Origin of the sequence: Streptomyces sp. RerS4 (assembly GCF_023515955.1) — a bacterium.
In the GTDB taxonomy this organism is placed as follows: Bacteria; Actinomycetota; Actinomycetes; order Streptomycetales; family Streptomycetaceae; genus Streptomyces.
The window spans coordinates 73,305-98,185 of record NZ_CP097322.1 but is presented as its reverse complement, the minus strand read 5'-3'; the positions used below and the strand labels follow the sequence as shown (position 1 = coordinate 98,185).

Annotated in this window: 23 protein-coding genes, 1 pseudogene and 1 CRISPR repeat array; of the genes and pseudogenes, 15 read left to right on the top strand and 9 right to left on the bottom strand. The window is 68.5% G+C overall.

Features of this window, described 5'->3' with window-relative positions; translation table 11 throughout:
* Positions 1–312: 312 nt before the first annotated feature.
* The 3 genes from M4D82_RS00430 to M4D82_RS00420 form a co-directional block, all read right to left on the bottom strand.
* Entirely contained in the window at positions 313–633 is a 321-nt protein-coding gene (locus M4D82_RS00430) for a hypothetical protein (protein ID WP_249764078.1), read from the bottom strand.
* A gap of 484 nt (positions 634–1,117) precedes the next feature.
* Positions 1,118–1,999, bottom strand: a complete 882-nt coding sequence (locus M4D82_RS00425; protein ID WP_249764077.1) for a hypothetical protein — start codon at positions 1,997–1,999, stop codon at positions 1,118–1,120.
* 225 nt (positions 2,000–2,224) lie between these two features.
* Entirely contained in the window at positions 2,225–2,971 is a 747-nt protein-coding gene (locus M4D82_RS00420) for a hypothetical protein (RefSeq protein ID WP_249764076.1), read from the bottom strand.
* A gap of 145 nt (positions 2,972–3,116) precedes the next feature.
* Here M4D82_RS00420 and M4D82_RS00415 point away from each other — a divergent pair, with 145 nt between their 5' ends.
* The 4 genes from M4D82_RS00415 to M4D82_RS33950 all read left to right on the top strand — a co-directional run bounded on the left by M4D82_RS00415 (position 3,117) and on the right by M4D82_RS33950 (position 8,496).
* Positions 3,117–4,358: a helix-turn-helix domain-containing protein gene (locus tag M4D82_RS00415; RefSeq protein ID WP_249764075.1), complete on the top strand. Its 1,242-nt coding sequence runs from the start codon at positions 3,117–3,119 to the stop codon at positions 4,356–4,358.
* Between the two features lie 81 nt (positions 4,359–4,439).
* The gene (locus M4D82_RS00410) at positions 4,440–5,069 is read left to right on the top strand and encodes a hypothetical protein (protein WP_249764074.1); all 630 of its coding nucleotides are present in this window, start codon (positions 4,440–4,442) and stop codon (positions 5,067–5,069) included.
* Positions 5,070–6,355: 1,286 nt separating this feature from the next.
* Positions 6,356–6,535 carry a hypothetical protein gene (locus M4D82_RS00405; protein ID WP_249764073.1) on the top strand — a complete coding sequence of 60 codons (180 nt, stop codon included), beginning with the start codon at positions 6,356–6,358 and terminating at the stop codon, positions 6,533–6,535.
* A complete protein-coding gene (locus M4D82_RS33950) occupies positions 6,532–8,496 on the top strand; it encodes an IclR family transcriptional regulator domain-containing protein (RefSeq protein WP_283844427.1) in 1,965 nt (654 codons plus the stop codon). The genes M4D82_RS00405 and M4D82_RS33950 overlap by 4 nt, the downstream gene beginning before the upstream one ends.
* A gap of 415 nt (positions 8,497–8,911) precedes the next feature.
* Here M4D82_RS33950 and M4D82_RS00395 read toward each other — a convergent pair whose 3' ends face one another.
* Positions 8,912–9,289 (bottom strand): hypothetical protein, encoded by a 378-nt coding sequence (locus M4D82_RS00395; RefSeq protein WP_249764072.1) that lies wholly within the window; start codon positions 9,287–9,289, stop codon positions 8,912–8,914.
* Between the two features lie 189 nt (positions 9,290–9,478).
* Here M4D82_RS00395 and M4D82_RS00390 point away from each other — a divergent pair, with 189 nt between their 5' ends.
* Entirely contained in the window at positions 9,479–10,441 is a 963-nt protein-coding gene (locus tag M4D82_RS00390) for a hypothetical protein (protein WP_249764071.1), read from the top strand.
* Between the two features lie 57 nt (positions 10,442–10,498).
* Here M4D82_RS00390 and M4D82_RS00385 read toward each other — a convergent pair.
* Positions 10,499–11,316, bottom strand: a protein-coding gene (locus M4D82_RS00385; protein WP_249764070.1) for an IS5 family transposase whose coding sequence is annotated in 2 segments (ribosomal slippage) — positions 10,499–10,974 and positions 10,974–11,316 — 819 coding nt in all. Because the reading frame shifts where the segments join, the coding sequence is not laid out codon by codon here.
* Positions 11,317–11,405: 89 nt separating this feature from the next.
* Between M4D82_RS00385 and M4D82_RS00380 the strand changes: the two genes are divergently transcribed.
* A protein-coding gene (locus M4D82_RS00380; RefSeq protein ID WP_249771345.1) for an IS5 family transposase occupies positions 11,406–12,187 on the top strand; the annotation gives its coding sequence in 2 pieces (ribosomal slippage) (positions 11,406–11,727 and positions 11,727–12,187; 783 coding nt in all).
* Positions 12,188–12,250: 63 nt separating this feature from the next.
* Here M4D82_RS00380 and M4D82_RS00375 read toward each other — a convergent pair.
* Together M4D82_RS00375 and M4D82_RS00370 are read right to left on the bottom strand one after the other, a co-directional pair.
* Positions 12,251–12,625 (bottom strand): annotated as a pseudogene (locus tag M4D82_RS00375) (transposase); the annotation flags it as partial.
* Positions 12,625–12,972, bottom strand: coding sequence for a hypothetical protein (locus M4D82_RS00370; protein WP_249764069.1), 348 nt, complete (start codon positions 12,970–12,972; stop codon positions 12,625–12,627). The gene M4D82_RS00370 and the pseudogene M4D82_RS00375, both read right to left, overlap by 1 nt.
* 130 nt (positions 12,973–13,102) lie before the next feature.
* Between M4D82_RS00370 and M4D82_RS00365 the strand changes: the two genes are divergently transcribed.
* Positions 13,103–13,630, top strand: a complete 528-nt coding sequence (locus M4D82_RS00365; RefSeq protein ID WP_249764068.1) for a hypothetical protein — start codon at positions 13,103–13,105, stop codon at positions 13,628–13,630.
* 392 nt (positions 13,631–14,022) lie between these two features.
* Positions 14,023–14,373, top strand: a complete 351-nt coding sequence (locus M4D82_RS00360; protein WP_249764067.1) for a hypothetical protein — start codon at positions 14,023–14,025, stop codon at positions 14,371–14,373.
* A gap of 35 nt (positions 14,374–14,408) precedes the next feature.
* Here the strand turns inward: M4D82_RS00360 and M4D82_RS00355 are convergent, their stop codons facing one another.
* Positions 14,409–15,248 carry an IS5 family transposase gene (locus M4D82_RS00355; protein ID WP_249764066.1) on the bottom strand — a complete coding sequence of 280 codons (840 nt, stop codon included), beginning with the start codon at positions 15,246–15,248 and terminating at the stop codon, positions 14,409–14,411.
* 383 nt (positions 15,249–15,631) lie between these two features.
* Here M4D82_RS00355 and M4D82_RS34480 point away from each other — a divergent pair, with 383 nt between their 5' ends.
* The 5 genes from M4D82_RS34480 (at position 15,632) to M4D82_RS00335 (ending at position 18,812) form a co-directional block, all read left to right on the top strand.
* Positions 15,632–16,012: a PH domain-containing protein gene (locus tag M4D82_RS34480; RefSeq protein ID WP_502988843.1), complete on the top strand. Its 381-nt coding sequence runs from the start codon at positions 15,632–15,634 to the stop codon at positions 16,010–16,012.
* Positions 15,963–16,211, top strand: coding sequence for a hypothetical protein (locus tag M4D82_RS00350; RefSeq protein ID WP_249764065.1), 249 nt, complete (start codon positions 15,963–15,965; stop codon positions 16,209–16,211). The genes M4D82_RS34480 and M4D82_RS00350 overlap by 50 nt, the downstream gene beginning before the upstream one ends.
* 524 nt (positions 16,212–16,735) lie before the next feature.
* The gene (locus tag M4D82_RS00345) at positions 16,736–17,302 is read left to right on the top strand and encodes an IclR family transcriptional regulator domain-containing protein (protein ID WP_249764064.1); all 567 of its coding nucleotides are present in this window, start codon (positions 16,736–16,738) and stop codon (positions 17,300–17,302) included.
* A 205-nt stretch (positions 17,303–17,507) separates the two neighbouring features.
* Complete coding sequence (locus M4D82_RS00340) at positions 17,508–17,645, top strand: hypothetical protein (RefSeq protein ID WP_249764063.1); 138 nt, start codon at positions 17,508–17,510, stop codon at positions 17,643–17,645.
* Between the two features lie 618 nt (positions 17,646–18,263).
* Complete coding sequence (locus M4D82_RS00335; protein ID WP_249764062.1) at positions 18,264–18,812, top strand: hypothetical protein; 549 nt, start codon at positions 18,264–18,266, stop codon at positions 18,810–18,812.
* On the opposite strand, the gene M4D82_RS00330 is transcribed toward M4D82_RS00335, so the two are convergent.
* Positions 18,791–19,705, bottom strand: a complete 915-nt coding sequence (locus tag M4D82_RS00330; RefSeq protein ID WP_249764061.1) for a ricin-type beta-trefoil lectin domain protein — start codon at positions 19,703–19,705, stop codon at positions 18,791–18,793. The two genes, M4D82_RS00335 and M4D82_RS00330, sit on opposite strands and share 22 nt — an antisense overlap.
* A gap of 32 nt (positions 19,706–19,737) precedes the next feature.
* A CRISPR array of direct repeats spans positions 19,738–20,070; the repeat unit is 29 nt; unit sequence CGGCTCACCTCCGCTCGCGCGGAGAAGAC.
* Between the two features lie 102 nt (positions 20,071–20,172).
* Between M4D82_RS00330 and cas3 the strand changes: the two genes are divergently transcribed.
* Positions 20,173–23,034 (top strand): CRISPR-associated helicase Cas3', encoded by a 2,862-nt coding sequence (cas3, locus tag M4D82_RS00325; protein ID WP_502988842.1) that lies wholly within the window; start codon positions 20,173–20,175, stop codon positions 23,032–23,034.
* 224 nt (positions 23,035–23,258) lie between these two features.
* On the top strand, positions 23,259–24,839 hold the full coding sequence (gene casA / locus M4D82_RS00320) for a type I-E CRISPR-associated protein Cse1/CasA (RefSeq protein ID WP_249764059.1): 1,581 nt from the start codon (positions 23,259–23,261) through the stop codon (positions 24,837–24,839).
* Positions 24,840–24,881 lie beyond the last annotated feature (42 nt).

Sequence of the window (24,881 nt, the reverse complement as noted above, 5' to 3'; positions counted from 1 at the left end):
TTCCATGCTGCGCCCCGACCGGGTGCTGCACGACCCGATGGCCAGCCCCCCGCGCGGTGCCGGATGTCCCCTGCCCCGCGCGGTACGAGGCCAAGACACTCAAGCGGCGGCCGGGCCGTCTGACGGTCGCGGCCAGTCGGGCACGGAGCCACGACGGCGCATCGCAGTGCGCACCAGCGCCGTGCGCGAAAGTCGTGCTCAGGTGCCGGCCCGGGTTGACGGCGCCGGTGGCACGCAGGTGTTCCACAGCCCTGCGGGCCAGGGTTCGCACGGATGCGTAGTTGTCGCCGCTGTACTTCCATCCTGAGGGTGCTAGCCCGTGGCGGCTTGGCGGAGCTTTTCCGTGGCCTGGGCGGTGACGGCCTCGACCAGTTGGGCGTCATCGCCCGTGGTCCCGGCGAAGGTCACGCTCACGGTGCTCGCTCCGACCCGGATCACGATCTCGTCGAAGCGTTGGTCATCCGCGCGCATCCGCACGCCGTAGGACTCGTCCCCACGCTCGGGGGTGCTCAGCACCCCGTAACTCACGGTGTACTCGTCGACCTTGGCCACCGGGCACTTCTGGCGCAACTGCCGCGTCGTCTCTACTCGCTGGTGGGCGCCCTCGACGCTGGGGTACGCGTCGACACTCACTCCCACCACGGTCTGCCGGGTGGCTTCCCTCATCGTTCTGCTGGTCGAGGCTGTCGGCTTCGCGGTCCGAAAGGACCCGGCGACCACCTCATCGCACGCCGCGTCACCGTCCACGCCGCGAATGCCGTGCTCACCGTCGCCGACGGTCGGATCTAGGTCCTCACTTGACGCCGTCCAGTTCCCGGGCAGGTCGGCCGGCGCGAGGACCGCGGCGACCGCCTGCGCACCAGTCAACGGACGCGGCACAGGACTGGCGGATGTCTGGAGACGGCCACCGAGGGCGTCACCGGGCAGGCCGTCGGTCGCCGGGTTCGCCCCGCACGAGGCGAGGGAGACTGCGACAAGGGGCGCCAGCCCCATTGCGGTGACCACCCGACGGCTTCGCCCCTGCATACCGACCCCTCCCGCTGACATGTACGCGAGAGACTACCGGCCACCAGGTCAACGTCCTCTCCGCGGCCTGCGCGTGCCAAATAAGCACCGGCTAGACCCTGATCTCGCCCTTGAGTTCCAGGATGCCGTCGCCAAGGCGGATAAGGCCGACGTCCTCGGGGCCACTGGGTGGTGTGAATCGAGCGGCAGGAATCCTGAGGGGGCTGTCGGTCAGGAGTCTGCCGATCTCGGCTGCGGTGCTGCCGTTGGCCCAGCGCAGGCAGCGCTCGGCGTTGCTACGGCGGGCGGGCGCGAGGTGGGCGCGATGGCGGTGGCTGGTCCACCATAGGTTGGCACGGGCCAGGAGGGCACTACGCAGGGCGGTGGTGGGGGTCGGGGCCCAATGGCGGGCCATGGCCGCCTCACCGGTGGTCAGGTGGTCCTGTGTCCAGGCAGGCCTGCGGCGGTCTTTGGTCTCGTTGTCGAAGCGCGATGCCCGGACTTCTTCCTCCAGGAGGTTCTGCATGTCCTGGAGCGAGACCTCACCGATCTTCTCGCGGACTTCGATCCTGCCTTCGGTCGGCAGATGCCGAAGCAGCAGCGCCTTGCGGGTGAGCCGTTCCAGGCGTAGGCCGGGGATGCCGGATACCTCGTGGGAGTTGTCGCTAAACGTTCTGACGTACGGGACGAGGTAGCTCGTGACGCGGGCGGCCGTGGTGACCTGGAGGATGATTCGGTCGGCTTGGGGTGCGACCCAGCCGAGGTAGGAGAGAAGGTCGGGGAAGGTGCGACCGCCCGCGAGATCGAAGGGATGCTCGGCGCCGCGGCTGAAAAAGCAGTCGAACAGCAGAGCCTGCAACTGCTGCTGTCCCTGTGCCTCAGTGTCCAGGCTGATCCGGCCGTTCGGCTGCCGCATTCGCCGCAGGTAGTTGGCGGGGATCCCCAGTTTTTCCCGGCACATGGCGAGGTCGGCCTTGTCGCGGCTGTAGGGCATGACGGGTTCCGTTCGGGTGCGTCCCGGACCGCAGCCGGACGAAGGGGACCGGTGCGAAGGCACTGAGCCAGGCGGACAGCGTGTGGGGATGGAGAGCGGGGTATCGCACCCTTGGGCGCACGAGCGGGCTGTCCGGGCAGGTCCGCAGGCCTCCAGCCGGTCTCCACGGCTGCCTGGACAGCCTAGCCCCACAACACCGTCCGCCTCAGAGGCGCACCGACAGAATCACGGGAGGACCGCCCTGGCAGCCTCTTCCGTCTTCGGTTCGCCCTCAGCCGGGCCCTGGTGGACGTCCTCGTACACCGAAACCCCATCTCGTCCTCGCCAGGAGTACGCCGCAGCCGGCACGGGCGGCTGGACAGAAAGAGGGCCGAGATCCGGTGGGCCGCTTCGAGGGTGGCCTTCTCGTGGCCCCGGATCGCGATGGTGATCACGCTCTCGTCGCTCATGACCGGGGAACCATCGAGGACGACGACCGGTTTCGCGCATGGGCGGGTCCACCCCAATGATGGGGGAGCGGGTCGCGCGCGTCGGCAGACGCAGGCGGGCGACACCGGCCGGGAGTTCGGCCCGCGCCGCTCCGTGCCAGCGGATCCACAGCGCGGGACGCCCGCGCAATGCTTCGTCGCGGAGCTTGTCCACGGCGGTGCCGATGTCTTCACGGTCGATCTCCACCGCGATCGGGGGACCGTCCTCGCGCAGCAGCCGGAGGTCGAGGTAGGCGGATCGTGGCGGCCACCACGTGATCCGGCAACCCATGCCGATCGGGCGGGGCGGGTCGATGTAGCGCATAGACGCTTCCTCCCGGCACTTCCAGCCCGATGCCTTGGCCCACTCGGCCACCGCGCGGGTGATGGCCGCGGTCGCCTCTGCGGCGGTCACGCTGGTGAAGGCGAAGCCGGTCTCGGACAGGTATGCGCGTAAGGAGGCGGCGAGAATCTCGGATTCGTACGCCGTCGGTTCGTCTGCCATCCGCTGATCCTCACGCCCGCCACTGACAGCGCGCGGCGCGTCTTGCGAATGTACGGGCCGTCCCTGTTGGGCAGTTGGAGTATCCGCAGGTCGCCTGCGGGGAGTACCGTCCGGGTGAGGAGTCCAGAACGGAGAGGTGCCCGTCATGACCCATTCCCCCGACACCGGCATTGGTGCGCGCGTGCGTGTGGCCCGGATCGCGGCAGGCCTGACGCAGGCGGAGATGGCCGGGCTGGTGGGCCGCTCGGAGCGGTGGGCTGAGGATGTCGAGGCCGGCCGTCTCCCGTTGGACCGGTACTCGCTGATCACGGCCGTGGCGACCGTCTGCGAGGTCGACGTCGTCTGGCTGCTGGGACAGCCTTACCGGCTGCGCCGCGAGCAGGGCTCCGTCGTCCCGCACGTGCCCGCGCTCCGCGCGGCGCTGCGCCGTTCCTCGCTGATTCTCTCCGGCCACCCCGGTCTCGTGCCGTCCGGGCCGGCCGCCGACGTCCAGCGTGTCCGGGACCAGGCCGCCGCCACCAACCGGCACCGCCAGGGCGCGAACCTCCCCGCGGTCGCGGGCCTCCTGCCCTCGCTGCTGGAGGATCTGAACACCACGATCCTGATGCACGAGCGCGGCACCGCCGAGTGGGACGAGGCCCTGCGCCTGCTGGTCGACGCGGCCCGCAACGCCCGCCAGACCCTCAACCAGACCGGTCTGCCCGATCTGGCGTGGGTGGCGGCGGAAGTCGCGGCCGGGGCCGCGACCCAGCTGGACGACCCGATCGTGAAGGCCGCCGTCGCCTGGGACCGGTGCGGCGCCCTGCTCCACCAGGGCTCGGCCCGCGAGACGCAGGCGGTCGCCGATGCCGCCCTGCGGGATCTGGAGCCGATCTCGGCGACGGGGGACACTGACGTCCTTGTGCTGGAAGGCGCTCTGGTGCTGCGTCAGGTCGTGGCTTGCGCACGGGCCGGTGACGCCGACGGGGCCTGGAGCCAGGCCGGTCGTGCGCTGGAGGTCGCCGAGCGCCTTCCGGACGGCCATCACGATCTGCGGTGGCAGACCGTGTTCTCCCGGGCGAACGTCCTGGTGCACACCACCGAGGCCGGCGTCGAAGTCGACGCCCCCGACACCGGGCTGTCGTTCGTTGACGACGTCGACGTCGCCGCGATGCCGAGCCGGGAGCGCATCACCCACTACCGGATCGACGAGGCGCGGGCCATGCACCGCATGGGCCGCTCCGGGGAGGCCGTGGTCACCCTGCGGGCGGCGGCGCAGCGCGCCCCGCACTATGTCCACGCGCACCCGATGGCCCGGGAGCTGGTCGGCGACATGGTCCGACGGGGCGTCCCGTCGCAGGCCGCCGCCCTGTCGGGGTTGGTGCGCGGGATGGAACTCGTGTCCTGACACGGGGTGCGCATATGCCAGTTGGGCGGCCTACAGAAATCCTGTGGGTCGCCCTTCTGGTTGAGCGGGACCCTCATGCTCGTGACCATCACCTACGGTTCCCAAGCGGGCACGGGGGGCGACATGGGCGACATCCTGCACGTCCTGCACGGCCGCGACACCATCGAGAGCGCCGCCGCCTACCAGCGGCTCGGCTGGCCCGTCGCGATCGGCCACCGCCAGCGCACCGGATCCGGCTGCACCTGCCGGACCGACCCCGCGGCGCCGCACTGCCTCACCCCCGGGGCCCACCCGGTCGGGGACACCGTGGTGCCGCTGCACAGCGGTGACCTCACCGCGGCGTTCGAAGCCGCCCCCGGTGCGGGAGTCATCATCGCCTGCACGCACTTCGACGCCCTGGTCGTCGCCCACGCCATCGGCATGGGCGTCATGCTCCGCGCCGACGCGACGAACCTCCACATCCCTTGTCTGACCGCCGGGCACACCACGGCCACCCTGTTCGTGGAACCAGGAACCGGCAGCCTCCTCGCCGACTGCCCCCGGGTCGACGTCCGCTCCGGACCGCAGAGCTGGGTGGCAATGCCCCCTTCCTACGGCATCCGCTGGGACACCGCACCGGACGACGAACTCCCCCTGCCTCCCGCCAAGGCCGTAAGGCCGCACCTGGCCCAGGTGCTCAAGCTGTCCCTCGCCGCACGCGCACAGGGATGACCGCGGTGGCCGGCCTCACCGGACGCCGCCCCGGCCCCGTGTCCGCGCCGTACCAGGTGGGAGACATGGTGCGCGGCCCCGAAGCCCTTCCCCCGGGCGACTACCGCACCCCCGCCACCTACGAGGGCGAAGTCGTCCAGGTCGGCAGCGGCTGGAACGGCGTCGACGCCGCCAACGCCTACCTCTGGATCCGCCTTGCGGACCGCACCGAACGCCGCCTCGCCATAACGGGCTCCACCCTGATCCCCCCGCCGAGCGGTCCGCCCCGTGAGCCTGCGCCCGCACCGGGCGCACTGATCCCCCGCAGCAGCCACCGGCCGCTCAGGCTGCTGCGGCCCCGCCGGGCCGGTGCCCCATCCCGCTTCGGGAGCACCGGCCCGGCCCACCAGACTTCCGCCCCCGCGACCCGCTCGCGCCGGCGGTCACCACGTCCGTCCCTTCCGGGGCGGAACCGCGCCGGACACAGCCCCGGCGCACACCCCAGGCAGGCAACACAGCCCGCCTCATGGCAGCAGGAGGAATTCCATGCCCACCGTGGCACCGGGCGTTACCCAGTGGTCGCTGCCGGCGCGGGAGCTGATGGTGCGGTTCCGTTCGGGGGCGGGCGGACTGCGGGTGACGCTGGCATGGCCGGCCATGCTGCGAGGCACCGCGGAGCCGACGGCGGGCGGGGTGGTCCGGCACGGGGTCCTACGTCGGCCCCGGCGAGGAGTGCGTCTGCCAACACCACGACTGCGGCGGCATGGCCTTGGCCGACTCCTGCCCCGAGCACGGCCGGGCAGTCCTTCCGGCGCTGGAGTGGCACGCCGGCGGAGGCCTGCGCTGCACGGAGCTGCACCACAGCCGTGCAGCGGCCGAACGCGCAGGCGCCGTGCCGGCCTGGCCGGTCCCGCCGGAGGTCCCGACGTACATCTAACTCGGGTGGGGGCGCGCCGCGGTAGCGCACCCTTGGACGCCTGGGGCCAGGCAGGGGCTGGTGTGTCCGACGCCGGTTTGGGGTTCCCGCGGCCGCGGGGTGGTGTGAGCCGGGGACGGCGAGCGTGGTGCTCCGGCGCACACGCCGGGGCGATCAGTGAGGCGATGTGCTGAACCGAGCGAATCTGATCAGATCGCGTTCACCCATCGCTCATCTGTTGCAGTATCAGCTTCATTACCATACGTAATAATTTTTCTTGCACTTCCCTCTGCACACATCGGCCCCTCGCGACGCTTTACCGGTGGAAGCGCCCGCTTCCACCGCCGGGCCGTTGGGGCCGTGGCGGACAGGTTCCGTTGTTGGAGGGAACGTGCAGGACAACCTGACGTTCATCGAGATGTTGCTGGCCGCCCGGGTGTTCGGCCCCGACGTCCTGCGCGTCGGGCGCCGGCTGCTGAGTGCCGGGGTGCGGGTCGGGATCTCGGACATCACCGCCACGCCTCCGCGCGCGGGCAGCCCGGACGATCTGCGCCACGAGGTGGACAGGTGAGCGAAGGGGGCTCGGAAGAGTCGGGCGGCGCCGTGGGCCTGCCTGACCGCCCCCGCTTCATAGCCCAGCTGCCGCCGCGCCTTCAGGCGGAGTACTGGGACTTCCACGACAGCTCCTACGACGCGTACTGGGGCATCGCGTGGGACGCCCTCGGCTTCTCGGACGCGTACACGGTCGGCCTCGGGCCGCTGTGGCCTGAACCGGCGGCCGAGGACCCCGTCCACCCCGAGCGGGCCGCCGAGGCCCTGCGGACGCTGAGCGTCTCCGCAGTCCACGCCGCGAAGTCCGCCTCCCGGCTCGCGGTGTTCGCCTCCGACATCACCCTTGCGACCGGCGCGCTCGTCTTCGCCTGCGTCCTGCACCTGGCCGGGGACGAGAGCGGCGCCCGCTTCTGGTGGCAGTACGCGGCCGGCGCCGGCAACCGCACCGCCGCCTACTGCCTCTACCTCGACCACAGCAGCCACGGCGACTACCAGGACGCCCAGCACTGGGCCGGCCAGGCCCAGCCCGCCGGGAAACCCTTCACGCCCGCGCCATGGTGGGACGCCGGCACCGCCGAACCCGTCCCGGCCGCCGCCTACACCCGCATGGCCCGCAGCACCACCACCGCCACCCACCCCGACCTCGGCGACATCCCCCTGCCCGCCCCCCGCCTCGCCAAGCACGTCCTCACCGCCGCACCACCGCCCGCCCCCTGGGACTACCCCCTCACCCCCGGCACCTGGATGCTCGGCAGCAGGCGCCAAGGCAAGCCCGCCCCGCCGGACGGCGCCCCGCGGCGCCGACGAACCCACCCCGCACCCGTCACCGCCGGGCCCGCCACCACCACACCCGCGCGCTCGCCCGCGCCGACGAGGAGCCAGGCCCTGCGGGAGGCCCGCCGCGCCCTGGCCGTGGTCCGCGTCCTGCAGGGCCACCGCCTCGGCGTCGACATCCGGCAGATCAGCCAGGAGACCGGCCTGCCCGAGACCACCCTCACCCCCATCCTCAACATGCTCTGCGAGGAGGAGTTCGCCGACCCCATCACCGACACCGTCTTCGCCCCCGGTCTCGCCCTGGACCGCCTCGCCCTGCCCGGCGGCGCCGGAGCCACAGCCCAGCTCCAGCGCACCCTGGCCATCACCCGCCAGGAGATCGGCGCCGCCATCTACTTCGGCCGCTACACCGCCGGAGACATCCGCATCCCTCAAGCCTCCACCGCCGACACCACCCCGCCGGTCCGCGAGGACATCCCCTTCCGCTACGCCGGCCACGCCACCGCCATCGGCAAGTCCCTCCTCGGCCAGCTCGACCCGGCCGGCTACGCCGACCACGTCTCCCGCTACAAGCCCGAGGCCTACACCGAGCGCACGATCACCAGCACCCGCACCCTCCTGGAACGCCTCAACCGCCTGCGCCCCGGCGCACCCGTCTACGACACCTTCGAATACGGCGCCGAATGGTGCTGCTCCGCCGTCTCCGTCAGCGTCGGCGGCGAAGCCGTCTCCCTCGCCCTGTCCCTGCCCGCCGACCACATCCACCGCCTCGGCGACACCACCCAGCAACTGCGCCGCAAAGCCGTCCCGATCATGCTCACCCTGCTCCTGGCCGGCGAGATCCCCGCCGAAGGACCCGAAGAGGAGACCGAGCCGTCCCCATTGACCCAGACCACCGACGACGGCGTGATCACCCCCGGTGCCCTGGTACGCCTGCGCCGCATGTTCACCAAACCCGTGACCAGCGCGACAACGATCAGCAGCGCACCCCTGGCCTGGTCCGGCCCGCACCTGGTCACCGACGACACCTCCGCCAGCCTCTACTACTTCGACGCGGCCCCCGGCCTGATCCAGGACCCGGCCCTCACCCTGCCCCAGACCCTCACCGTCCGGCCGCAGGCCGACCCCACGCCGCAGGACACGCCCTCCGGCTGGGAACGGCCCGCCACCCACACCCCCGGGGAGCTCACCGTGTACCGGACCTGACCACGCCGTGCCGGAGCGGCCAACCCAGCGGGGGATTCGCGCCGTGCCGGGCGACCGGTGGTCGCGAGAGGCGCCCGGGTGTCCACGCCGCGCCGTGCCCGAGAGCTGACAGGGCGCCGACGTAGGCCCCGGAATGCGTGTGGCCCGTGTCCGAAGACACGGGCCACAGATGGCAGATCTATGATCTGCGTCACGACGGTGGGGTCCGCTGCGAACGAAACCCCGTGAAGCCGTCCGGGCTATGGAGCGACTCTCGGACAACCATGAGGGAGTAGGGGCCGCGTGGACAGGGTCGTCGGACGGCTCCGGACGCTCCCGGACGACCCCGGAGGCACCCCGACGCCCGCCATGTGAGTGCATCCATGTGACGTGCGCAGTTGTGGCGAGTCTGCGCGGCTGAGGCGTCTTTCGGCACCTAGGACCAGTTGTCCGGCTGGTCCACCGATGCGGACGCCGATGCACTGGCCGCCCTGACGGTGGGGGAGTTCGGGGCGTCGGTGGGCTGGCTGACTGAGCTGGGAACGGCGCCGTTGGCGGTGGTGGGGGAGGTGCGGGTGTTCGAGCGGTTCCGGTCGGGGTCGGGTGGCCTGCGGGTGACCGTGGCGTGGCCGGCCGCCCTGCGGGGCACCGCAGAGAGGACGGCGGACGGGGTGGTCCGGCACGGCGTCCCGTCCGCCCGGTCGGGGGAGGAGCGCGCGTGCCGCCGGTACGACTGCGGCGGCCTGGTCCCGGTGTCCTGGTACGCCGAACACGGGGCCGCGGCCGGCCCGGTGATGGAGGTCGGATGCGGCACGACCGGGACTCGACCGCGTACGCGGATGTGGGGACAGAGGGCCGGTGCCGCGGTGGAGGGGTCACCCAAATTTGGGTGACCCCTCCACGATGTTCGGGTAGTGGTGCGCCAGCACCGCCCGTGCCTGGCCGGGAGTGGGAGGCAGGGCGGGTGGATGCTTCCGCAGACCTGGCTCGACGGCGGCTGCCCATGACCACGGCGACTCGGACCAGCACCACACTGGACCTGCGGAAACTTGTGGAAGAGATCCCTCTTTTGGCGGCTGCGAGCGGCCTCAACCCGCTGGCTGCGGTGCCCGAACCGGGGGACACGCACGTCCTTCTTGAGGAGGACCTGGTCAACGCGGAGGACTTCATCGCCCTCGCCCACAGGTGTGGCGCCCGTGTCCTCTACTACGGCCACGACGCCTTCACCGCCGAGGACTTCGTCCTCCTGGACGACGCCGACCCGCTCGCCGACGGGCCCACCGTGGAACAGCAGCTCTCCCCGGAAGCCGCCCGGCGACTCCGGAAGCTGCGCAAGGCCGCCTCACGCCGCACCGGTCATGTCACCGCGGTGGTCATGTGCTTCATGGCCGAGGGCCTCCCCCACATGTGGATCGCACGAGCCGCCTGGCACACCGAGCTGACCGCCGAACGCGACCTCTTCCTCGCCGAACACGAATGCGCCCAGGAAAGCCGCGAGGAGGACGACAACGCCCGTAGGGCCGCAGAACAGCAACGTATGGCCGTGGAACTCGCAGACGACCCCGACTTCCGCGCAGCCACCAAGCGCACCCACCACCACGACATCGCCACCACTGCCTATCCCCCGCCGGACACCACGGACGCCGACGAACTCAAGGAACACCAGTGGCTGGTCCGCGGAGCCACCCGGGATGCGATCGAACTCGTCGACGCCGCAGCACGGCGTCTGTACGCAGCCCTCGGACGCGACCTCGACGCCCTCGCTCAGGAGATCGCATCCGCCGGCATTACTCAGGGCGCCACAACGGTCAAGGCACGCACGCTATTGGTCACTGACTTCCTGCTGGCCAAGACCGATGGCTACTCACCGCCCGCACGCTTCATCGACAGGCTCATGCTCCGCGTGCAGATGCACCAGCAACCCACTCGGCGCGCTCCGCTGGCCGAACCGCTGCCGCTGGGCTGAGCCGGGGCCGCCGCCACCCGCTGCACGTAGGCGCGGGCAGCGGGTTTAGACCGTGTCCTATGTGGTGAGGCGGAGGAGGCGTTTGTAGCAGCAGATGGCTGCGGCGAGGCCGAGGAATGCCAGGTAGTTGCGGGGGTGGCGTTCGTAGCGGTGGTTGAGCCGGCGGTAGCCGGTCAGCCAGGACATCGTTCGCTCAATCACCCACCGGCGGCGTCCGAGTCGCTCTGATGACTCGATGCCCTTGCGTGCGATGCGGACCCCGATGCGTTTGCAGCGTAGCCATTTCCGCAGGTGGGGAACGTCGTAGGCCTTGTCTGCGTGGAGGCGTTGGGGTTTGAAGTGGCGGCCGCGGTGGGGGTCGTGTCTCGTTGGGTGACCTGTGACCATGGGCTTCAGCGCGAGGCTGTCGTGGGTGTTGGCCGCGCTGACGCCGACGAGGAGGGGCAGTCCGTTCGCATCCGACAGGACGTGCATCTTGGAGCCCGGCTTGCCTCGGTCCACGGGGCTCGGACCTGTGAGTTCGCCCCCTTTTTGGCCCTCACGTGGGCGGAGTCCAGGACGGCACGGGAGAGATCGAGGAGGCCGGCGTCGTCCAAGCGGTGCAGGATCTCCTCGTGCAGCCGGCCCCATACTCCGGCCCTCGACCAGATCAGGAACCTGCGGTGGGCTGTCGACTTCGATATCCCGAAGCACGGCGGCAGCGACCGCCAGGCGCACCCGCTGACCAGCACGTAGACGATCGCCGCGAACAGCGTCTCATCAGGCGTATCCGGCGTCCCGCCACCCTGCGGCCGCACCTTGGACGGCGGGATCAGCGGCTCCGCGATCTCCCACAGCCCGTACGGAACTATCCAACTCCAAGTACCCCGCCCCATACCGACATCAACGACGCCTCACCACATAGGACACGGTCTTAGACGTCATCTCATTTGGCGCCTTGGGTGGGCTGTCGGCCGTGGTGGGGATTGTTGAGCGGCTGGTGCCGGATGAGTTGTGGGTGCTGTTCCAGCGGGTGGTTCCTGAGGCGCCGTCGCGGACGCAGGGCGGCGGCCGGCTCGCCGGCACGGCGATCGGGAAGTGCTGGCCGCGATCGTGTTCGTGGCAGCAGCTGCCCACGGCGTCTTTCGGGCCGTCGGGGGCGACAGCTGACCGGCGCTTTACCGAGTGGAGCAAGGCCCGGGTGTGGGCCAAGCTCCACCGTCTGGTCCTCGACGAGCTCGGTTCTCGCGGTGAGCTGGACTGGTCACGCTGTGCCATCGAGTCGGTGAACATGCGAGCCCTGAAAAGGGGGACCTGACGGGTCCGAATCCTGTTGACCGGGGCAAGTTCGGGTCGAAGATCCACTTGATCACGGAGCGGACCGGTCTGCCCCTGTCCGTCGCAATCTCGGGCGCGAACCTGCATGACAGCCATGCCCTGGAGCCCCTCGTCCGCGGGATACCGGCCATCCGGTCGCGCCGCGGCCGCCGACGGCGCAAGCCTGGCGAGCTCCACGCGGACAAGGGCTACGACTATGTTCACCTGCGGAGATGGTTACGCGGACGCGGCATCACGCACCGCATAGCCCGTAAGGGCATCGAGTCTTCGCAGCGGCTCGGCCGCCACCGGTGGACCATCGAACGCACCATGGCGTGGCTCGCCGGCTGCCGCCGCCTCCACCGCCGTTACGAACGCAAGGCCGAGCACTTTCCGGCCTTCACCAGCATCGCCTGCACCCTCATCTGCTACCGCCGACTCGCCAAATGAGATGACGTCTTAGAGGGCATTTCATCCCTTTGTTTCGTCCCGGATTGCCGGGTTGAGGGCGGTTCACGCACCGCGCCATGTAAGAGTGGCTTCGGCAGTGAGTCTGCAGGTTATAGGTTGATCATCGCGAGGTGGATCATTGCCTCGGAGCGGTGCGGACAGGCTTCGTAGTCGCGGGCCAGGCGGCGGCGGTTCATGAGTCAGCCGAGGGTTCTCTCGACGGTCCATCGACGAGGCAGGACTGCGAATCCCCCTGGTGGTGGGGTCGCGGCGGACGATGTGCATGTCGACGCCGAGGGTGGCGGCATGCTCTACGAGGTGCTGGCGGTAGCCGCCGGCGACCCAGGTCTTGCGGACGGTGGGGTGCTCGACAGCCACGCGCTCGATGAGGGTCTGGCCGGCGATGGAGTCCTGCACCCTAGCCGCGGTCAGCAGGACTACGGCGTGTTGGTGCTGAGAGTGGTCTGTGCAGCCGAGGGCGACTTTCCGCCATGATCGAGGGGGGCGAGGTCGGCGTCGGCCTCCTTGATCTCTTGCTGAAGGGCCTGGTAGCGGCGGGCGAGGCGACGCAAGGCCGTCCTGGCCGCCAAGGCAGGGTCGGTCAGGTCCCCGGTGGGCCGGGTCCGGGCGAGGGTGTCGATGAGCACGGCGGTGGGCAGTCCCCGCAGCTTCTCCCGCAGGGCGGAGGGCGCGGTGACCATCAAAGAACGGATCTGGTTGATGGTTTGGGTGCGGGCCTTGACCGCGCTCTTGCGGACCACGCGCAGCGCGCGGATGGCTTCCACGATCCCGTTGCGGCTCTTGGGCGTTCCGCTCGCAGTGGGAAGATAATTCAGCGCACCTACGAGGAGAATCGAGTAATCGACAACGATGAGTTTTACGTCAAAGTTGTCCCCTGAGGAATAGGAGGAAAAAATGCCGCTACTGGTCCAGACGACGACTCTCGCACGCCCCTCCTATCGCCTCGTCGAGGTGTACGACTCGGAGGCCTATCTCACCGACGACGACGCCATCGCCGCCGCGGAGCGGAACGTGGTCGGTGGCAATGGGTACCACCTCTACATGCTCAGCCTTCAGCCCGACCTGAAGGTGGAAGTGACCATTCGAGTGTGGGACGACCCCCAACCTTCGCCCGTGGATGTCGAGGGCTTCACGTCGGTCAGCCTCGAGTCTGAGACGGGGGTCCTTGTGGTCGGCCAGTTCGCGTTGGGACCCGCCGGGGAGATGTCCCTCCCGAGGCCAGGTGTCTACGAGGGGCGGGTCTCTTGGTCCGGCCGGGTCGCCGCTGCCCGATACTACGAACGGGCGCTTCGCGAGATCGAGGGCGATTGGAGCACCACACGGATCCGACAGTTGTGGGACGGCAACCCGCATCCCGAGCAGTACATCCTGGACCTCTGGTACGTTCGCGAACCCGAACCCGTGGACGACGAGGATGACTGAGGGACACGTCGCGGCGCAGACGGCAGGCCTGAGCGCGGTAGCTGATCGAGGCCCCGTTGCGTAGCCGCTGCCAGAGGGCGTGAGGGTCACGATCCCGTTGAGGAGCCGCAACCGGGAACCCCGGCTGCGGCTCCTTGGCCTTGTCCGAACGCTTCGGACGGGAGAGCCGTACGCACGACGTCGTGCGGTGGGTCGTGGAGGAGGTAAGCGGAGCCGGCTGAGGCGGCTCCGTGCTGTCGCGCCCGACGCGACGTCCGTTCGAGGTCCCGCAGGGCGGGGGCTCTAGCGCATAACGTTCCCTTAAAGAGCGTTTTGTCCCAGCGGGGGTGTTTCATAAGTCGCGCGGTGTCAGCAGATTGGGGCCGCGCACGGAGGCGTGTGAGGATCCGCCCGTGGAGTGCGATGTGTGTGGACGGGCGATGTGGCGGTGGCCGGCGATGCCGACTGTGTGGGAAGAGGAGATCTGGTCCTGTTCCTGGTGCCATGCCGCCACCCATGTGGGTGGCGAGTGGTTCGAGGTCTCGCGGCCGCCGTACTTGCCCGCGTCCGTGCGCTGGGAGAGGGCCGTCGCGGACGGCCTTCCCGTCGAGGTCTCTCACGCCTTCGGCATCTTCGGCAGGACGCTGTGCGGAATCCAGGAAGCCGGCATGTCGCCGTCCGATTACGTGTGGCGGCCGGAGCGGGAGAACGCCTGTGGCGCCTGCCGGGAAGCGGCGGCTGTCATCGCTGGCCGCAGGCGATGAGGGCCGAAGACGCGCGGGTCAGCGTGGCCCGGCGACTATGAGTCCTTCCAGTTCGGAGTCGACTCTCGTGTGAGCCTGCGGCTCATCAGGCCGATCATCGCGAGGCGGATCATCGCTTCAGAGCGGTGCGGGTGGGTTTCGTAGTCGCGAGCGAGGCGGCGGTGGTTCATGAACCAGCCGAAGGTCCGCTCGACGACCCAGCGCCGCGGGATGACCTTGAAGCCCTTCTGACCCGGATCGCGGCGGGTGACCTCGACGTCGATTCCGAGGATGGCGCCATGGTCGATCGCCTTGGTTCGATAGCCGGTGTCGGCCCAGGCCTTGGTGATTCTGGGGTGGGCCTTGGCGATGTGCGAGAGCAAGTGGATGCCGCCGGCGTTGTCGGAGACGCTGGCCGCGGTGACCCAGACCGCGAGGAGGAGGCCGAGGGTGTCGACGCCGATGTGGCGTTTGCGTCCTGCGATCTTCTTGCCCGCGTCGATGCCCTGGCCGGCGGCCGGGACGTTGGCGGAGGTCTTGACGCTCTGGGCGTCCAGCGCGCACGCGCTCGGTTCGGCGTCCCGGCCTGCGGCCTCTCGGACCAGTCGGCGGAGCAGGCCGTTGAGCTGGTCGAAGACGCCGTCCTTCTGCCATGCCGCGAAGTACCCGTACACGGTTTCCCACGGCGCGAAGTCGTGGGGAAGGTAGCGCCAGGGGATCCCGGTCCGGTCCACATACAAGACGGCGTCCATGATCCGGCGCAGGTCGTGCTCGGGCGGCCGCCCGATGTCCAGGCCCTTCCCTCGCCGCTCGGCCCTCCAGGTCGACAGAATGGGCTCGAGTAGTTCCCATCGGGCATCGGACAGGTCACTCGGATACGGCCGCTGTCGAGACATGTTTCGATAGTTCCGTCGGCCGCCATCCCACTACAGGGCGCAAACAGGGGTGAGTGGGGGCGCCTTGGGATCAGACAGGAGCGAACGGGCGGAAACGCACCCGGCTGCGGCATCAACCATCTCCCACGTCACGGACTACGACCCTGACCTCAGCAGTCCCAGGCCATTCCGCTAGCCAAATGACCGCCAAACACCCCCTACGGGATAAAACGCTCTTTTAGACCGCGGCTGGCACCCGGAGCCGGGGTGTGGCTGGTTAGGGTGCGGGTAGCCCGTGCCGAACTGGCGTGCACGGGTGAGGCCCGATGCCCAGCTGCTGGGCACTTGCCGCACGGTTCCAGGGACCGCCGACGAGGGTCTACCGCGTCGGCTGAGGGGGGATAATGTCGGAAATAGTTCTGCCGCGCGAGTATCGAAGCAAGCCCCGTAAGAGGCTCAAGATCGCCGGCTTGATCAGCGCGCCCCTGCTGGTTCTCATGTTGAAGCTTTGGACCGAGCCATTCCCCTTCGGATTGCAGGTATCGACCACCGTTGTGGTGCCGGCAGCCATCGCCTGGCTCTTGTACATGGCGCCCCGCGGGTTCACACGGATCGACGAAGACGGTATCCGCTTGAAAGCCCTGCGCAGAGTGCGCCACCTGACCTGGGCCGACATTTACGACATACGCCGTGGGACCGGCTCTCACGACAAAACCACCGTCTACGCCCACCTTATTGACGGCCCGCCGTGTCATTCTGCCGTTCATCGACGCCGATCTCGGTGACCTGGGCTTCCTGCGGGAACTCGCCACCCTCCGCACCGTCCTGGAGTCCCAGCGCACGTCCACCTGGGCCCCCGACCCGCGCATGGAGACGGTCATCGCGCATACGCAGACGCGCTTCGAGGCGAAACTACTGGCCGTGGTCCTGGGGACCGTGCTCAGCGCGGCACTGGTCATCGGCTTGATTACCTACTGGCCCTGACGGCACTGCTCCGCTGCCGACCGGCGTACCCCGCGCCCCGCGAGACCGGGCGGACGGGGGACGAAGCGGCGTACGGCGCCGCAGTCGGCGATGTTCGTGCTGTTCAGGCTCATAACCGGCGGTCATGAGCCCGTTACGGCCGGGCTGGGAAGCGCGGCTGCGGCTTCGGTCTCGGCTGTATGGGTGAGGGGTTGCCGGTCACTTTATGTCGGGTTTTGGCATCTTGGTGTGCCAGGTCTGCGGCCTCACCCCCCCGGCGTCCCCGTTTCGACGGCCGGGAACCCGGTTTCGGCGGCTGGGGACACCAGGGGTCGGGCCCAGCCCGCGCCGATATGGCGTGCGTGGACGAGGCCCGGCGCCCGGTTTCCCGGGGAGTACCGCCGGGCCGCCCCAAATCGCGCTACCTGAAGCGGATGCAAGAGCGCGGCCTGGAGCGCACGCGGCGCTGGATCGCCAATGAGGAACGCCGCGGCGGGAGCGTGAGCGCGGGGCGAAGCTCGGCAGCACGCAGATCACCCCGCCTCATGACCACATCAACGACCTGGGCGGAGCAGTCACTGGTCAGCGCCACCCGCTCCTGGCACGGCCCGGATACCGCTCCTGTCCTCGAGTACGTGTCCTTCCGCGAGACGGCACACGCGAACGCTCTCGGGAAGGCCTCCCTCGCCCAGCTCACCGAAGACCAGCGCAAGGACCACCTCAACCGCCACTGGCTCATCGAGCTGACGGCGAACACCATCACCGACCCGCTGAAGCTGGAACGCAGCCTGACCACCGCCGGCCAGCGCCCCGTGTACTACGACCGCCAGGAGTACAGCGACAACGACAACTGCGCCGCCGTCGCCCTCTCGCTGCCCGGCCGTAACGGCTGCGTCGGGATTTCCCTGCCCCCCACCTCCCACCCCCGCATCGGCGAAGCCTCCCGTCTGCTGAACGACCGATCTACCAAGGCCTTGCTGTCCCTGGTCCTGACCCTCACCGCGGAAAAAGGGGCTCAGGCAGACGACAGCCCGGTCCAGCCGATGTACCTGACGCATGCGGTATCCCCGCCGGAGCTTCGAACCACCGCAGGTGATCTTCTGGCAGCGTGAGAGGCCCACGGAGGAGACGATGCTGCCCTCGACCGTGCCGCCCACGCCTACGTATGCGCCGTGCGTGGCTCCTGCCACCGCCAGCGTCCCGGCGCCTTGCGGCCCGCTGTGACGCGGCGGGGGAGGACGAGTTGTCCGGCTGGTCCACCGACGCGGACGCCGACGCGCTGGCCGAGCTGGCGGCCGGAGTGTTCGGGGCGTCCGTGTGCCGGCTGACCGCGCCGGGCACGCGGCCGTGGCGGTGCCGGAGGAGGTGCGGGTGGTCGACCAGTTCCGGTCGGGGTTGGGCGGCCTGCGGGGCGCCGCCTCGGTGGACTCGGTGGGGTGGTCCGCCACGGGGTGATCTACGCCGGCCCAGGGCCGGAGTGCGTGTGCGAGCGGCACGACTGCGGCGGTGTCGTCCCGGTCGACTGGTGCCGTGAGCACGGGACGGCTGCCGAACCGGTGATGGAGTGGCACCCCGGCGGCGGAATCCGCTGCGAGGGCCTGACCCGCAGTCGTGCCGGGGCGGTCGTCTGATCCGTTCTCGCCACGACCTGGCAGAGAGGTTCCGCCGCCGCGAGGCGTCGGCGGCGGAGCCCTGTTGGGGGCGCGGGTACGGGCTGCGTGTGGGTGGTTGGCGGGTCGGGTTGACCGTTTCCCCGGTGAACGGCGTCCGCCGACCGGGTGAGGCGGGGGCGGGCGTCTGGGCGTGTCGTGGTCATGCTGGCTATCCCTCCGGGTCGGGAAAAGCCGATCTGCCGCCATCGGCCAACAGCTTGCGGGCACCAATATCGGCTGTACCACCCGCCTGAACATCATTCATAGTTCGGATTGCATCAGCCGCTGGACGTGCTCGGTCATGAGCGAGTCAAGGACGATCACGCTGAAAAGAAGCGATGTCAGGCTGGCTGTTGGTTCATGTCAGACTCTTTTTCCGGACGGGTGTGACACCAAGACAATCCGCGAGTACTATTCGATCATGACGAAAGACTTGCTGTATAGCGCTTCTGTCGACATGTGGATCGACCGCAGCATCTTTGGGGTTAACGAAGCGTCAACTAAAGACGTACAGGGCGAGATTTGGTCGCTCATGGAAAACGACGGCACCCCGGTCAGGGTGGGCATCGGTGCCGTTCTCTTCTATAGCACCGTCGGAACACACAGGTCGACGGTGAGGGTGGAAATCCGGACCGCATCGCTCTGCCCCGATCGGGGGTTCGAATCCATTTTTCATGGCGCCTACCGAAGCCTCAGCGGTCAGGCGATCCTCTCGAACATTGATGGACCGACCCTTCGGTTCACCTTGGAGACCGAGACCGACTACATCCTGAGTGTCTGGCGAAAGGGTGGTGAAACCGCGCGAGCGAGATATGACGACATGGTTGGCGTCGTATCCACCATCCAAGGACTGGAGGAATACGTGATCCAGTTCGTTACGGAGGGGCGTTCAGGTCATGAGAATGTGCGAGCTTCCCCGGGAAACTCGCACATTCGTTTACTCAGCTACTACTTGGGATCCCATTTCTGATTGTCGGACCCGCTGCACGTCCATAGATGGACAAGGGTACCGTTCGTGGTACCTGCCCCTCTGACATCGAGGCAGAGTCCGGTCTTCTTGTGCACGATTGACCCGGCGTATGAAGGGTGTGCTTCCCATTTCTGTGTCTCTGAACCGGAGCAAGCCTGGTTGGTGACGCTGGCGCCCGAGTTTCCACCGTCAAGGCAGCTGTTTCCGTATACCCGGAGTTCTTTGTCTTCATTCCATGAAAAGTCCTGCGCGGGTTGCCCGCCGTGAGTCCAGATTTTTGCTTTGAATCCCGGTGCTCGACCTCCGATATCCAACGCCTTGCCCGAGTGTCGCGAAATGAGAGAAGCCGGAATTATGTTCTGATAGTTTGTGATGAATATTTGGATTTCATCGCCGTGCAATATTCGATCGCGTGCGTACCAGGTCGACAGCTTTCCTCCTGCCGAACCGTTAGCCCCTCTGGGTACATAGCGAACTGAGAAGTCTCCCTGGCCGCCCCCTTCCGCCGTTGACGCGAAGGGGAACTCGTCGCACTCGTACTCGGGGTTGCCTTTGGCGATTTTTGCGCACTCTGCATTCTTGGCGTTGCGGTTCTTTTTGGAGATTTCCTGGGCGTCCTTATAAAGTTGATCGCCCAGCTGGGCGTTAAATTCTGGGTAATTGCGGGTCAAGTAGGTTGTTTGAGCATCATGCATCCAGCCTGGAATTTTCTTCTTATGGGTCACCGCAGGGTCTGTACTGTCGGTCATGTGGTAGGCGTGGAATATGTGTTCCGCGACCTGCTTTACGTTCTGGTCTTGATAATCGTAGGAGAAGTAGGGTACCGGACGGTTGAATACGGCACCTTCTGGGCCTACTCCGGTGATATTCTCAAGATAGGATGCGGAGTCCATTCGTAGGGACTGATCGGGGCCCGAATACCAAGCGGAGGCCCTCCGCTCGCGCGGAGAAGACATAGTCCCGGTCGCTCGTGTGATGGAGCATCGCGGCTCACCTCCGCTCGCGCGGAGAAGACCGGTTCGCCCCGAGGATCGGATGGGCGGGCGCGGCTCACCTCCGCTCGCGCGGAGAAGACCGGCTCCGCTCCATCGCCGGACCCCGCGGTCTCGGCTCACCTCCGCTCGCGCGGAGAAGACTGAAGTCGGCAAAGATCTGGTGGAAGTACGGACGGCTCACCTCCGCTCGCGCGGAGAAGACGGGGTCGGCGCCGAGGTCGTAGACGTCCAGGGCGGCTCACCTCCGCTCGCGCGGAGAAGACCCTTCGCGACCTGGCCGTCTAGAGGTCTTTTGCCATTCGTTTGCTGTTGGCTCTCATGGCCTCGATCTGGTTCGTGGGGGGGCGTTGTCAGTGGTGGCTGCTATGCCTGTCTGCGTGATGCGACGTGACCACAGCGTAGTGAGCTGGTCCTGTCCTGATGGTCGTTTGTGGGGGAAGGCTCGGGGTCTTTCTCGGCGCTACCCGGTGATGTGTCATCTGCTGGATGCGGCTGCCGCGTGTCAGGTGCTGTGGGATGGGGTGCTTGGTGAGGGGCTGCGTGGGCGGATCAGTCGGGCGTTGGGTTTGTCGACTGGTGAGGCGCGGGCGGTTGTCTCCTTTTGGGCTGGTTTGCATGATTTAGGGAAGATTTCTCCGCCGTTTCAGGCACAGGTCGGTGAGGCGTTCGCGTTGCTGCGTGATGAGCCGGTGTATGGCTTCGCGGTCGGGGCTGAGGGTGAGTGGGGGTTCCGGCATGAGGTGGCTTCGCATTGGGCGTTGGCGGGGCTGTTGGCTGAGGTGGGGTATCCGGAGGGGCGTCGGTTACCTGATGGGCGGCAGCTGCTGCGGGGTGCGGTGGGGCATCAGGTGGCGCAGTTGCTGGGTGGGCACCATGGGGTGTTCGGTGGGGTGCTGCGGGAGCGGGAGCTGTTGCGGGCGTCGGACTATCAGCCGGGTTTGGGTGGTGAGGGGTGGGCGGCGCAGCGGTGGTCGCATTTTGCGGAGTTGCGGCGGGTGACGGGGGCTGGTGCTGTGCCGGTCGCGGGGTTGCCGGCGGAGTTGGCTGTGGTGGTGTGGGGGTTGGTGGTGGTGTCTGACTGGCTGGTGAGTCAGTCGGAAGTGGTGGAGTCGTTGTTGCCGCCGGTGGGGTGGGGTGGTTCGGCGGCTGAGGTGGATGGGCATTGGCAGCGGGTGTGTGGGGTGGTCGCTGGTGTGGCGGCTGCTGCCGGGGTGGGCAGGGCGCGGTTCGCGGTTGAGGGCTTCGTGGAGATGTTCGGGTTCGCTCCGAACCCGCTGCAGGAGGACATGGTCGGTGAATTGCCGGGCTTGGTGGGGCGGGGTGGGCCTGGGTTGGTGCTGGTGACGGCGCCGACCGGGGATGGGAAGACGGAGGCTGCACTGTTTGCCGCCTCGGTGTTGGGCCGGGCTGCCGGTTCTCGGGGTTTGTATATGGCGTTGCCGACGATGGCGACGGCGGATGCGATGTTTGCGCGGGTGCGGCGGTTCGCCGAGTCGGCGTTGGATGGCGACCGTGCGTTGACGTTGCTGCATTCGATGGCGTGGTTGCGTCCTGCCGGTGCTGTGACGGTTGCTGGCCGGGTGGATGTCAGTTTGAGTGCGGGGACGGCCGTGGAGGGCGAGGCGTGGCTGCGGGGGCGGCATCGGGGGTTGTTGGCGCCGTTGGGTGTGGGGACGGTCGACCAGATTCTGACTGGGGTGTTGCCGGTCCGGTATGGGCCGATGCGGCTTTTCGGGCTGGCGGAGAAGGTGGTGGTGGTCGACGAGGCGCATGCGTACGGGCCGTGGATGCATCAGCTGATGGTGCGGTTGCTGGAGTGGCTGGGGGCGTTGGGTGCTCCGGTGGTGTTGTTGTCGGCGACGTTGACGGGGCGGTCTGCGACTTCGCTGGTGGAGGCGTATCGGCGGGGGGCTGGTTTCGCGGATGAGGCGGTGGTGGAGCCGCGGTATCCGGGCTGGCTGTATGTGAGTGCTGTGAGTGGTGAGGTGTCGGCGGGGCGGCAGGTGGCCAGTGGGCGGGGTCGGACGCTGGATGTGGTGGTGCGGCCTGTGGTGTGGGATGTCGCGGAGCGGGCTGTGGGGGTGCGGCGGGGTGGGCGCCGGGAGGCGTTGCGGGAGGCGTTGCGGGAGGTGGTGGAGGGGGGTGGCACGGCGCTGGTGTGCTGTACGACGGTGGCGGAGGCGCAGCAGACTTTTCGTGATCTTGTGGTGGCGTTTCCTGACCTGTCGGGGTGTGAGGGGGCGTTGCGGTTGTTGCATTCGCGGTTTCCCGCTCGGGTGCGGCAGCGGATCACGGAGGAGTGTGAGGCTGCGTACGGCAAGCCTCGGGGTGGCGAGGAGCCCGTGGTGCGGGCAGCGTCGGTTCTGGTGGCGACGCAGGTGGTGGAGCAGTCCCTGGATCTCGATTTCGATGTGGTCGTCAGTGATCTGGCTCCGTTGGCTCAGTTGCTGCAGAGGGCGGGGCGTTGCCGTCGCCACGCGCGTGGTGTGGGGGGCCGTCCGGGGTGGGCTGCGGAGGAGGACCGGCCGCGGCTGGTGGTGCTCGATCCGCTGGCGGATGCGGCGGTGGATGTTCGTCCGCCGGTGTCGTGGGATCGGGTGTATGACGCGGGTCTGCTGAGGCGGACGTCGTTGTTGCTGGCACGGGAGCGTTCGGGGATCGCGGTGCCGGGGGCGGTGCAGCGTCTGGTGGACGAGGTGTACGCGCCTGAGTTTGTCGACGGTCTGGATGAGGCGGTGGGGCGTGAGCTGGCCCGGTTGGATGGGGAGCGGCTTGCGGGGGAGTCGGTGGAGGCGTATCTGGCCGACTTGGTGTCTGTCTGCTCGCCGGCGGATGTGGCTGGGGATCTGTCTCGGTTGACCCAGCCGGACAGTGGTGTGACGGAGGAGTTGTTGACCACGAGGCTGGGGGCGGATTCAGGCCGTGTGGTGTGTGTGTACGCCCAGGTGGATGGTTCGGTGACGCTGGACGAGGCTGGGCTGATGGTGTTGCCTGCGGGCTCGTTGTCCCCGGAGGACGTGGCGGACGTGATGTCTTATGTGACGCCTGTTCCTGGCGGGTGGCTGCGGGGGAGTGAGGCTGATGTCGTGCCGGCCGGGTGGGAGAAGCACGCGGTGTTGCGTGGCGTGGTGCTGCTGGTGATGCGGCGGACGGATGGGGCTGGTTGGTCCTGCCGTCACGGCGAGCGTGTGTTCGAGATGTCCGACGTGGGTCTTGAAGCGTCTTGAAGCCCAGTTTCGAGTTTCTTGCTTTTCGAGCTCCAAACTTCGCTAGCGTTCAACTCGCCCGAGAATCAGCCATTTGGCAGCTCTATCCACGGATTTGATGCCATACACCCGCTTGCGCAGGTACAGGAGATCGACCTCTGCTGGCCGCGAGCGCCAAACGGCTCACCCCCGCTCCGGCGGGGACTCCTTTCCCTGATTGTCGTCTACCGGATCGGACGTTTTCCATGCCTGATGGCATCTACAGCCTGGTCGATGAGGGGTGGATCCCGGTGCGGTGGCGGCCGGAAGCCGGCGCGCGGGAGTTACCTGACCGGGTGGGTCTGCGTGATCTGCTGTTGCGCGCGGGGGACATCGCGGGCCTTGACGTGCCTGACGCTCCGGCGCACGCCGCGTTGCTGCGGGTGCTGTACGCGCTGACGGCTCGGGTGACGGGCCTGGACCTGGCAGGGCCCGACTGGGCCGACCGGCGCGTCGAACTGCTGGTAGAGGGGCGGCTGCCGGCTGGTAAAGGCCGTCCGGGCGGAGGTGGACCGCCGGGGGTGGAGGGGTATCTCGCCCGGTGGCGGGAGCGGTTCTTCGTGTTCGACCCGGTGGGGGGTCGTCCGTGGATGCAGGACGCGCGGCTGCGCGAGCAGTGCGATCGGCAGAACACGGCCGGGGTGAACAAGCTGATCATCTCGCGGCCGTCGGGCAACAATCACGCGTGGTTCCGGCACGGCAGTGATGCGCGCCCTGATCTGCCGGCGGTGCCGGAGGCGGTGCTGAACCTGCTGGTGTGGCACTACTGGGGGCCGTCGGGGCGGTGCTCGGCGCGTGAGGTGGGCGGGGTGAAGAGCGCGAGTGCGTCGGCGGGGCCGTTGCGGACGGCGCTGTCGTATCACCCCGAGGGCGCGAGTCTGTTCGAGACGCTGTTGGCCGGGCTGGTGCCGCCGCGGAGTTCGGACAGGCAGGAGCGGGACTTGTGCCCCTGGGAGTGGGAGGAGCTGCCTGACCCTGCCGGTGTTCCGTTGCTGCCTCAGGGGCCATGTTCGCGGCTGACGGCATGCTCGGAGCACGCGGTGCTGCTGGTGCCCGACGAGAGCGGGCAGCTGGTGGCGGACGCCTATGTCACCTGGGCCTTTCAGGGGGAGCGGAGGCCGCGCGATGACGATTTCCTGATCTGGCAGACCAGTCAGCAGGGCAACCGGTACCCGAGGCCGGCGGATGCGCGCCGGGGCCTGTGGCGGGATCTGGACGCGTTGTTGCTGCTGGAGCCGTCGGGGACGGCACAGCCGGTGCGGCCGGTGGTGTTCCGCACGGCGCAGGAGGTCACCGAGCGGCTGCGGGTGCGGGCTCTGGGCTTCGATCAGGAGGGTCAGGCCAAGGACTTCCAGTTTGTTGACGCCTCCACGCCCGTGGTGTTCGACCTCGTCGAGGAGCGGGCTCCGCGGACGGCGCCCGCGGTGGGGCGGCTGCGGAGTATGGGGGAGATGTTCGGGTGGCGTCTGGAGCGTGCTGTGCGGCGGGCGTGGGCCGCGTACGTCGATGACGCGAAGGCCGATGGGGACGCCTGGGTCGGTGATGCGGCGGGCCGGTACTGGCCGCAGGCCGAGAAGGAGTTCTGGAGCCGGTTCGCCGGTCTCGACCGCAGCGGGGAGTCGCCGGACGTCGGGCTGAACACGGGCGAGGCGCGTAAGGCGTTCTTGCGGTTGGCCGAGGAGGCGTACGAGGCGGTCACCGCCACCGTGACGCGGACCCAGCGAGGGGCCAAGGCGGTCAGCGACGCGCGGATCGAGCTGTACGGCGGCAACCGCAAGAAGAAGTAGCAGCGCACGGCAGTGGCTGCCGTGCGGGGATACGGAGTGGGA

What these genes read in the sequence shown, in the direction of transcription:
- M4D82_RS00425 (WP_249764077.1), bottom strand. Translation starts at nt 1,999, where the DNA reads ATGCCCTACAGCCGCGACAAGGCCGACCTCGCCATGTGCCGGGAAAAA.
- M4D82_RS00420 (WP_249764076.1), bottom strand. Translation starts at nt 2,971, where the DNA reads ATGGCAGACGAACCGACGGCGTACGAATCCGAGATTCTCGCCGCCTCC.
- M4D82_RS00415 (WP_249764075.1), top strand. Translation starts at nt 3,117, where the DNA reads ATGACCCATTCCCCCGACACCGGCATTGGTGCGCGCGTGCGTGTGGCC.
- M4D82_RS00390 (WP_249764071.1), top strand. Translation starts at nt 9,479, where the DNA reads ATGACCACGGCGACTCGGACCAGCACCACACTGGACCTGCGGAAACTT.
- M4D82_RS00365 (WP_249764068.1), top strand. Translation starts at nt 13,103, where the DNA reads ATGCCGCTACTGGTCCAGACGACGACTCTCGCACGCCCCTCCTATCGC.
- M4D82_RS00355 (WP_249764066.1), bottom strand. Translation starts at nt 15,248, where the DNA reads ATGTCTCGACAGCGGCCGTATCCGAGTGACCTGTCCGATGCCCGATGG.
- M4D82_RS34480 (WP_502988843.1), top strand. Translation starts at nt 15,632, where the DNA reads ATGTCGGAAATAGTTCTGCCGCGCGAGTATCGAAGCAAGCCCCGTAAG.
- M4D82_RS00345 (WP_249764064.1), top strand. Translation starts at nt 16,736, where the DNA reads ATGACCACATCAACGACCTGGGCGGAGCAGTCACTGGTCAGCGCCACC.
- M4D82_RS00335 (WP_249764062.1), top strand. Translation starts at nt 18,264, where the DNA reads ATGACGAAAGACTTGCTGTATAGCGCTTCTGTCGACATGTGGATCGAC.
- M4D82_RS00330 (WP_249764061.1), bottom strand. Translation starts at nt 19,705, where the DNA reads ATGGACTCCGCATCCTATCTTGAGAATATCACCGGAGTAGGCCCAGAA.
- cas3 (WP_502988842.1), top strand. Translation starts at nt 20,173, where the DNA reads ATGCCTGTCTGCGTGATGCGACGTGACCACAGCGTAGTGAGCTGGTCC.
- casA (WP_249764059.1), top strand. Translation starts at nt 23,259, where the DNA reads ATGCCTGATGGCATCTACAGCCTGGTCGATGAGGGGTGGATCCCGGTG.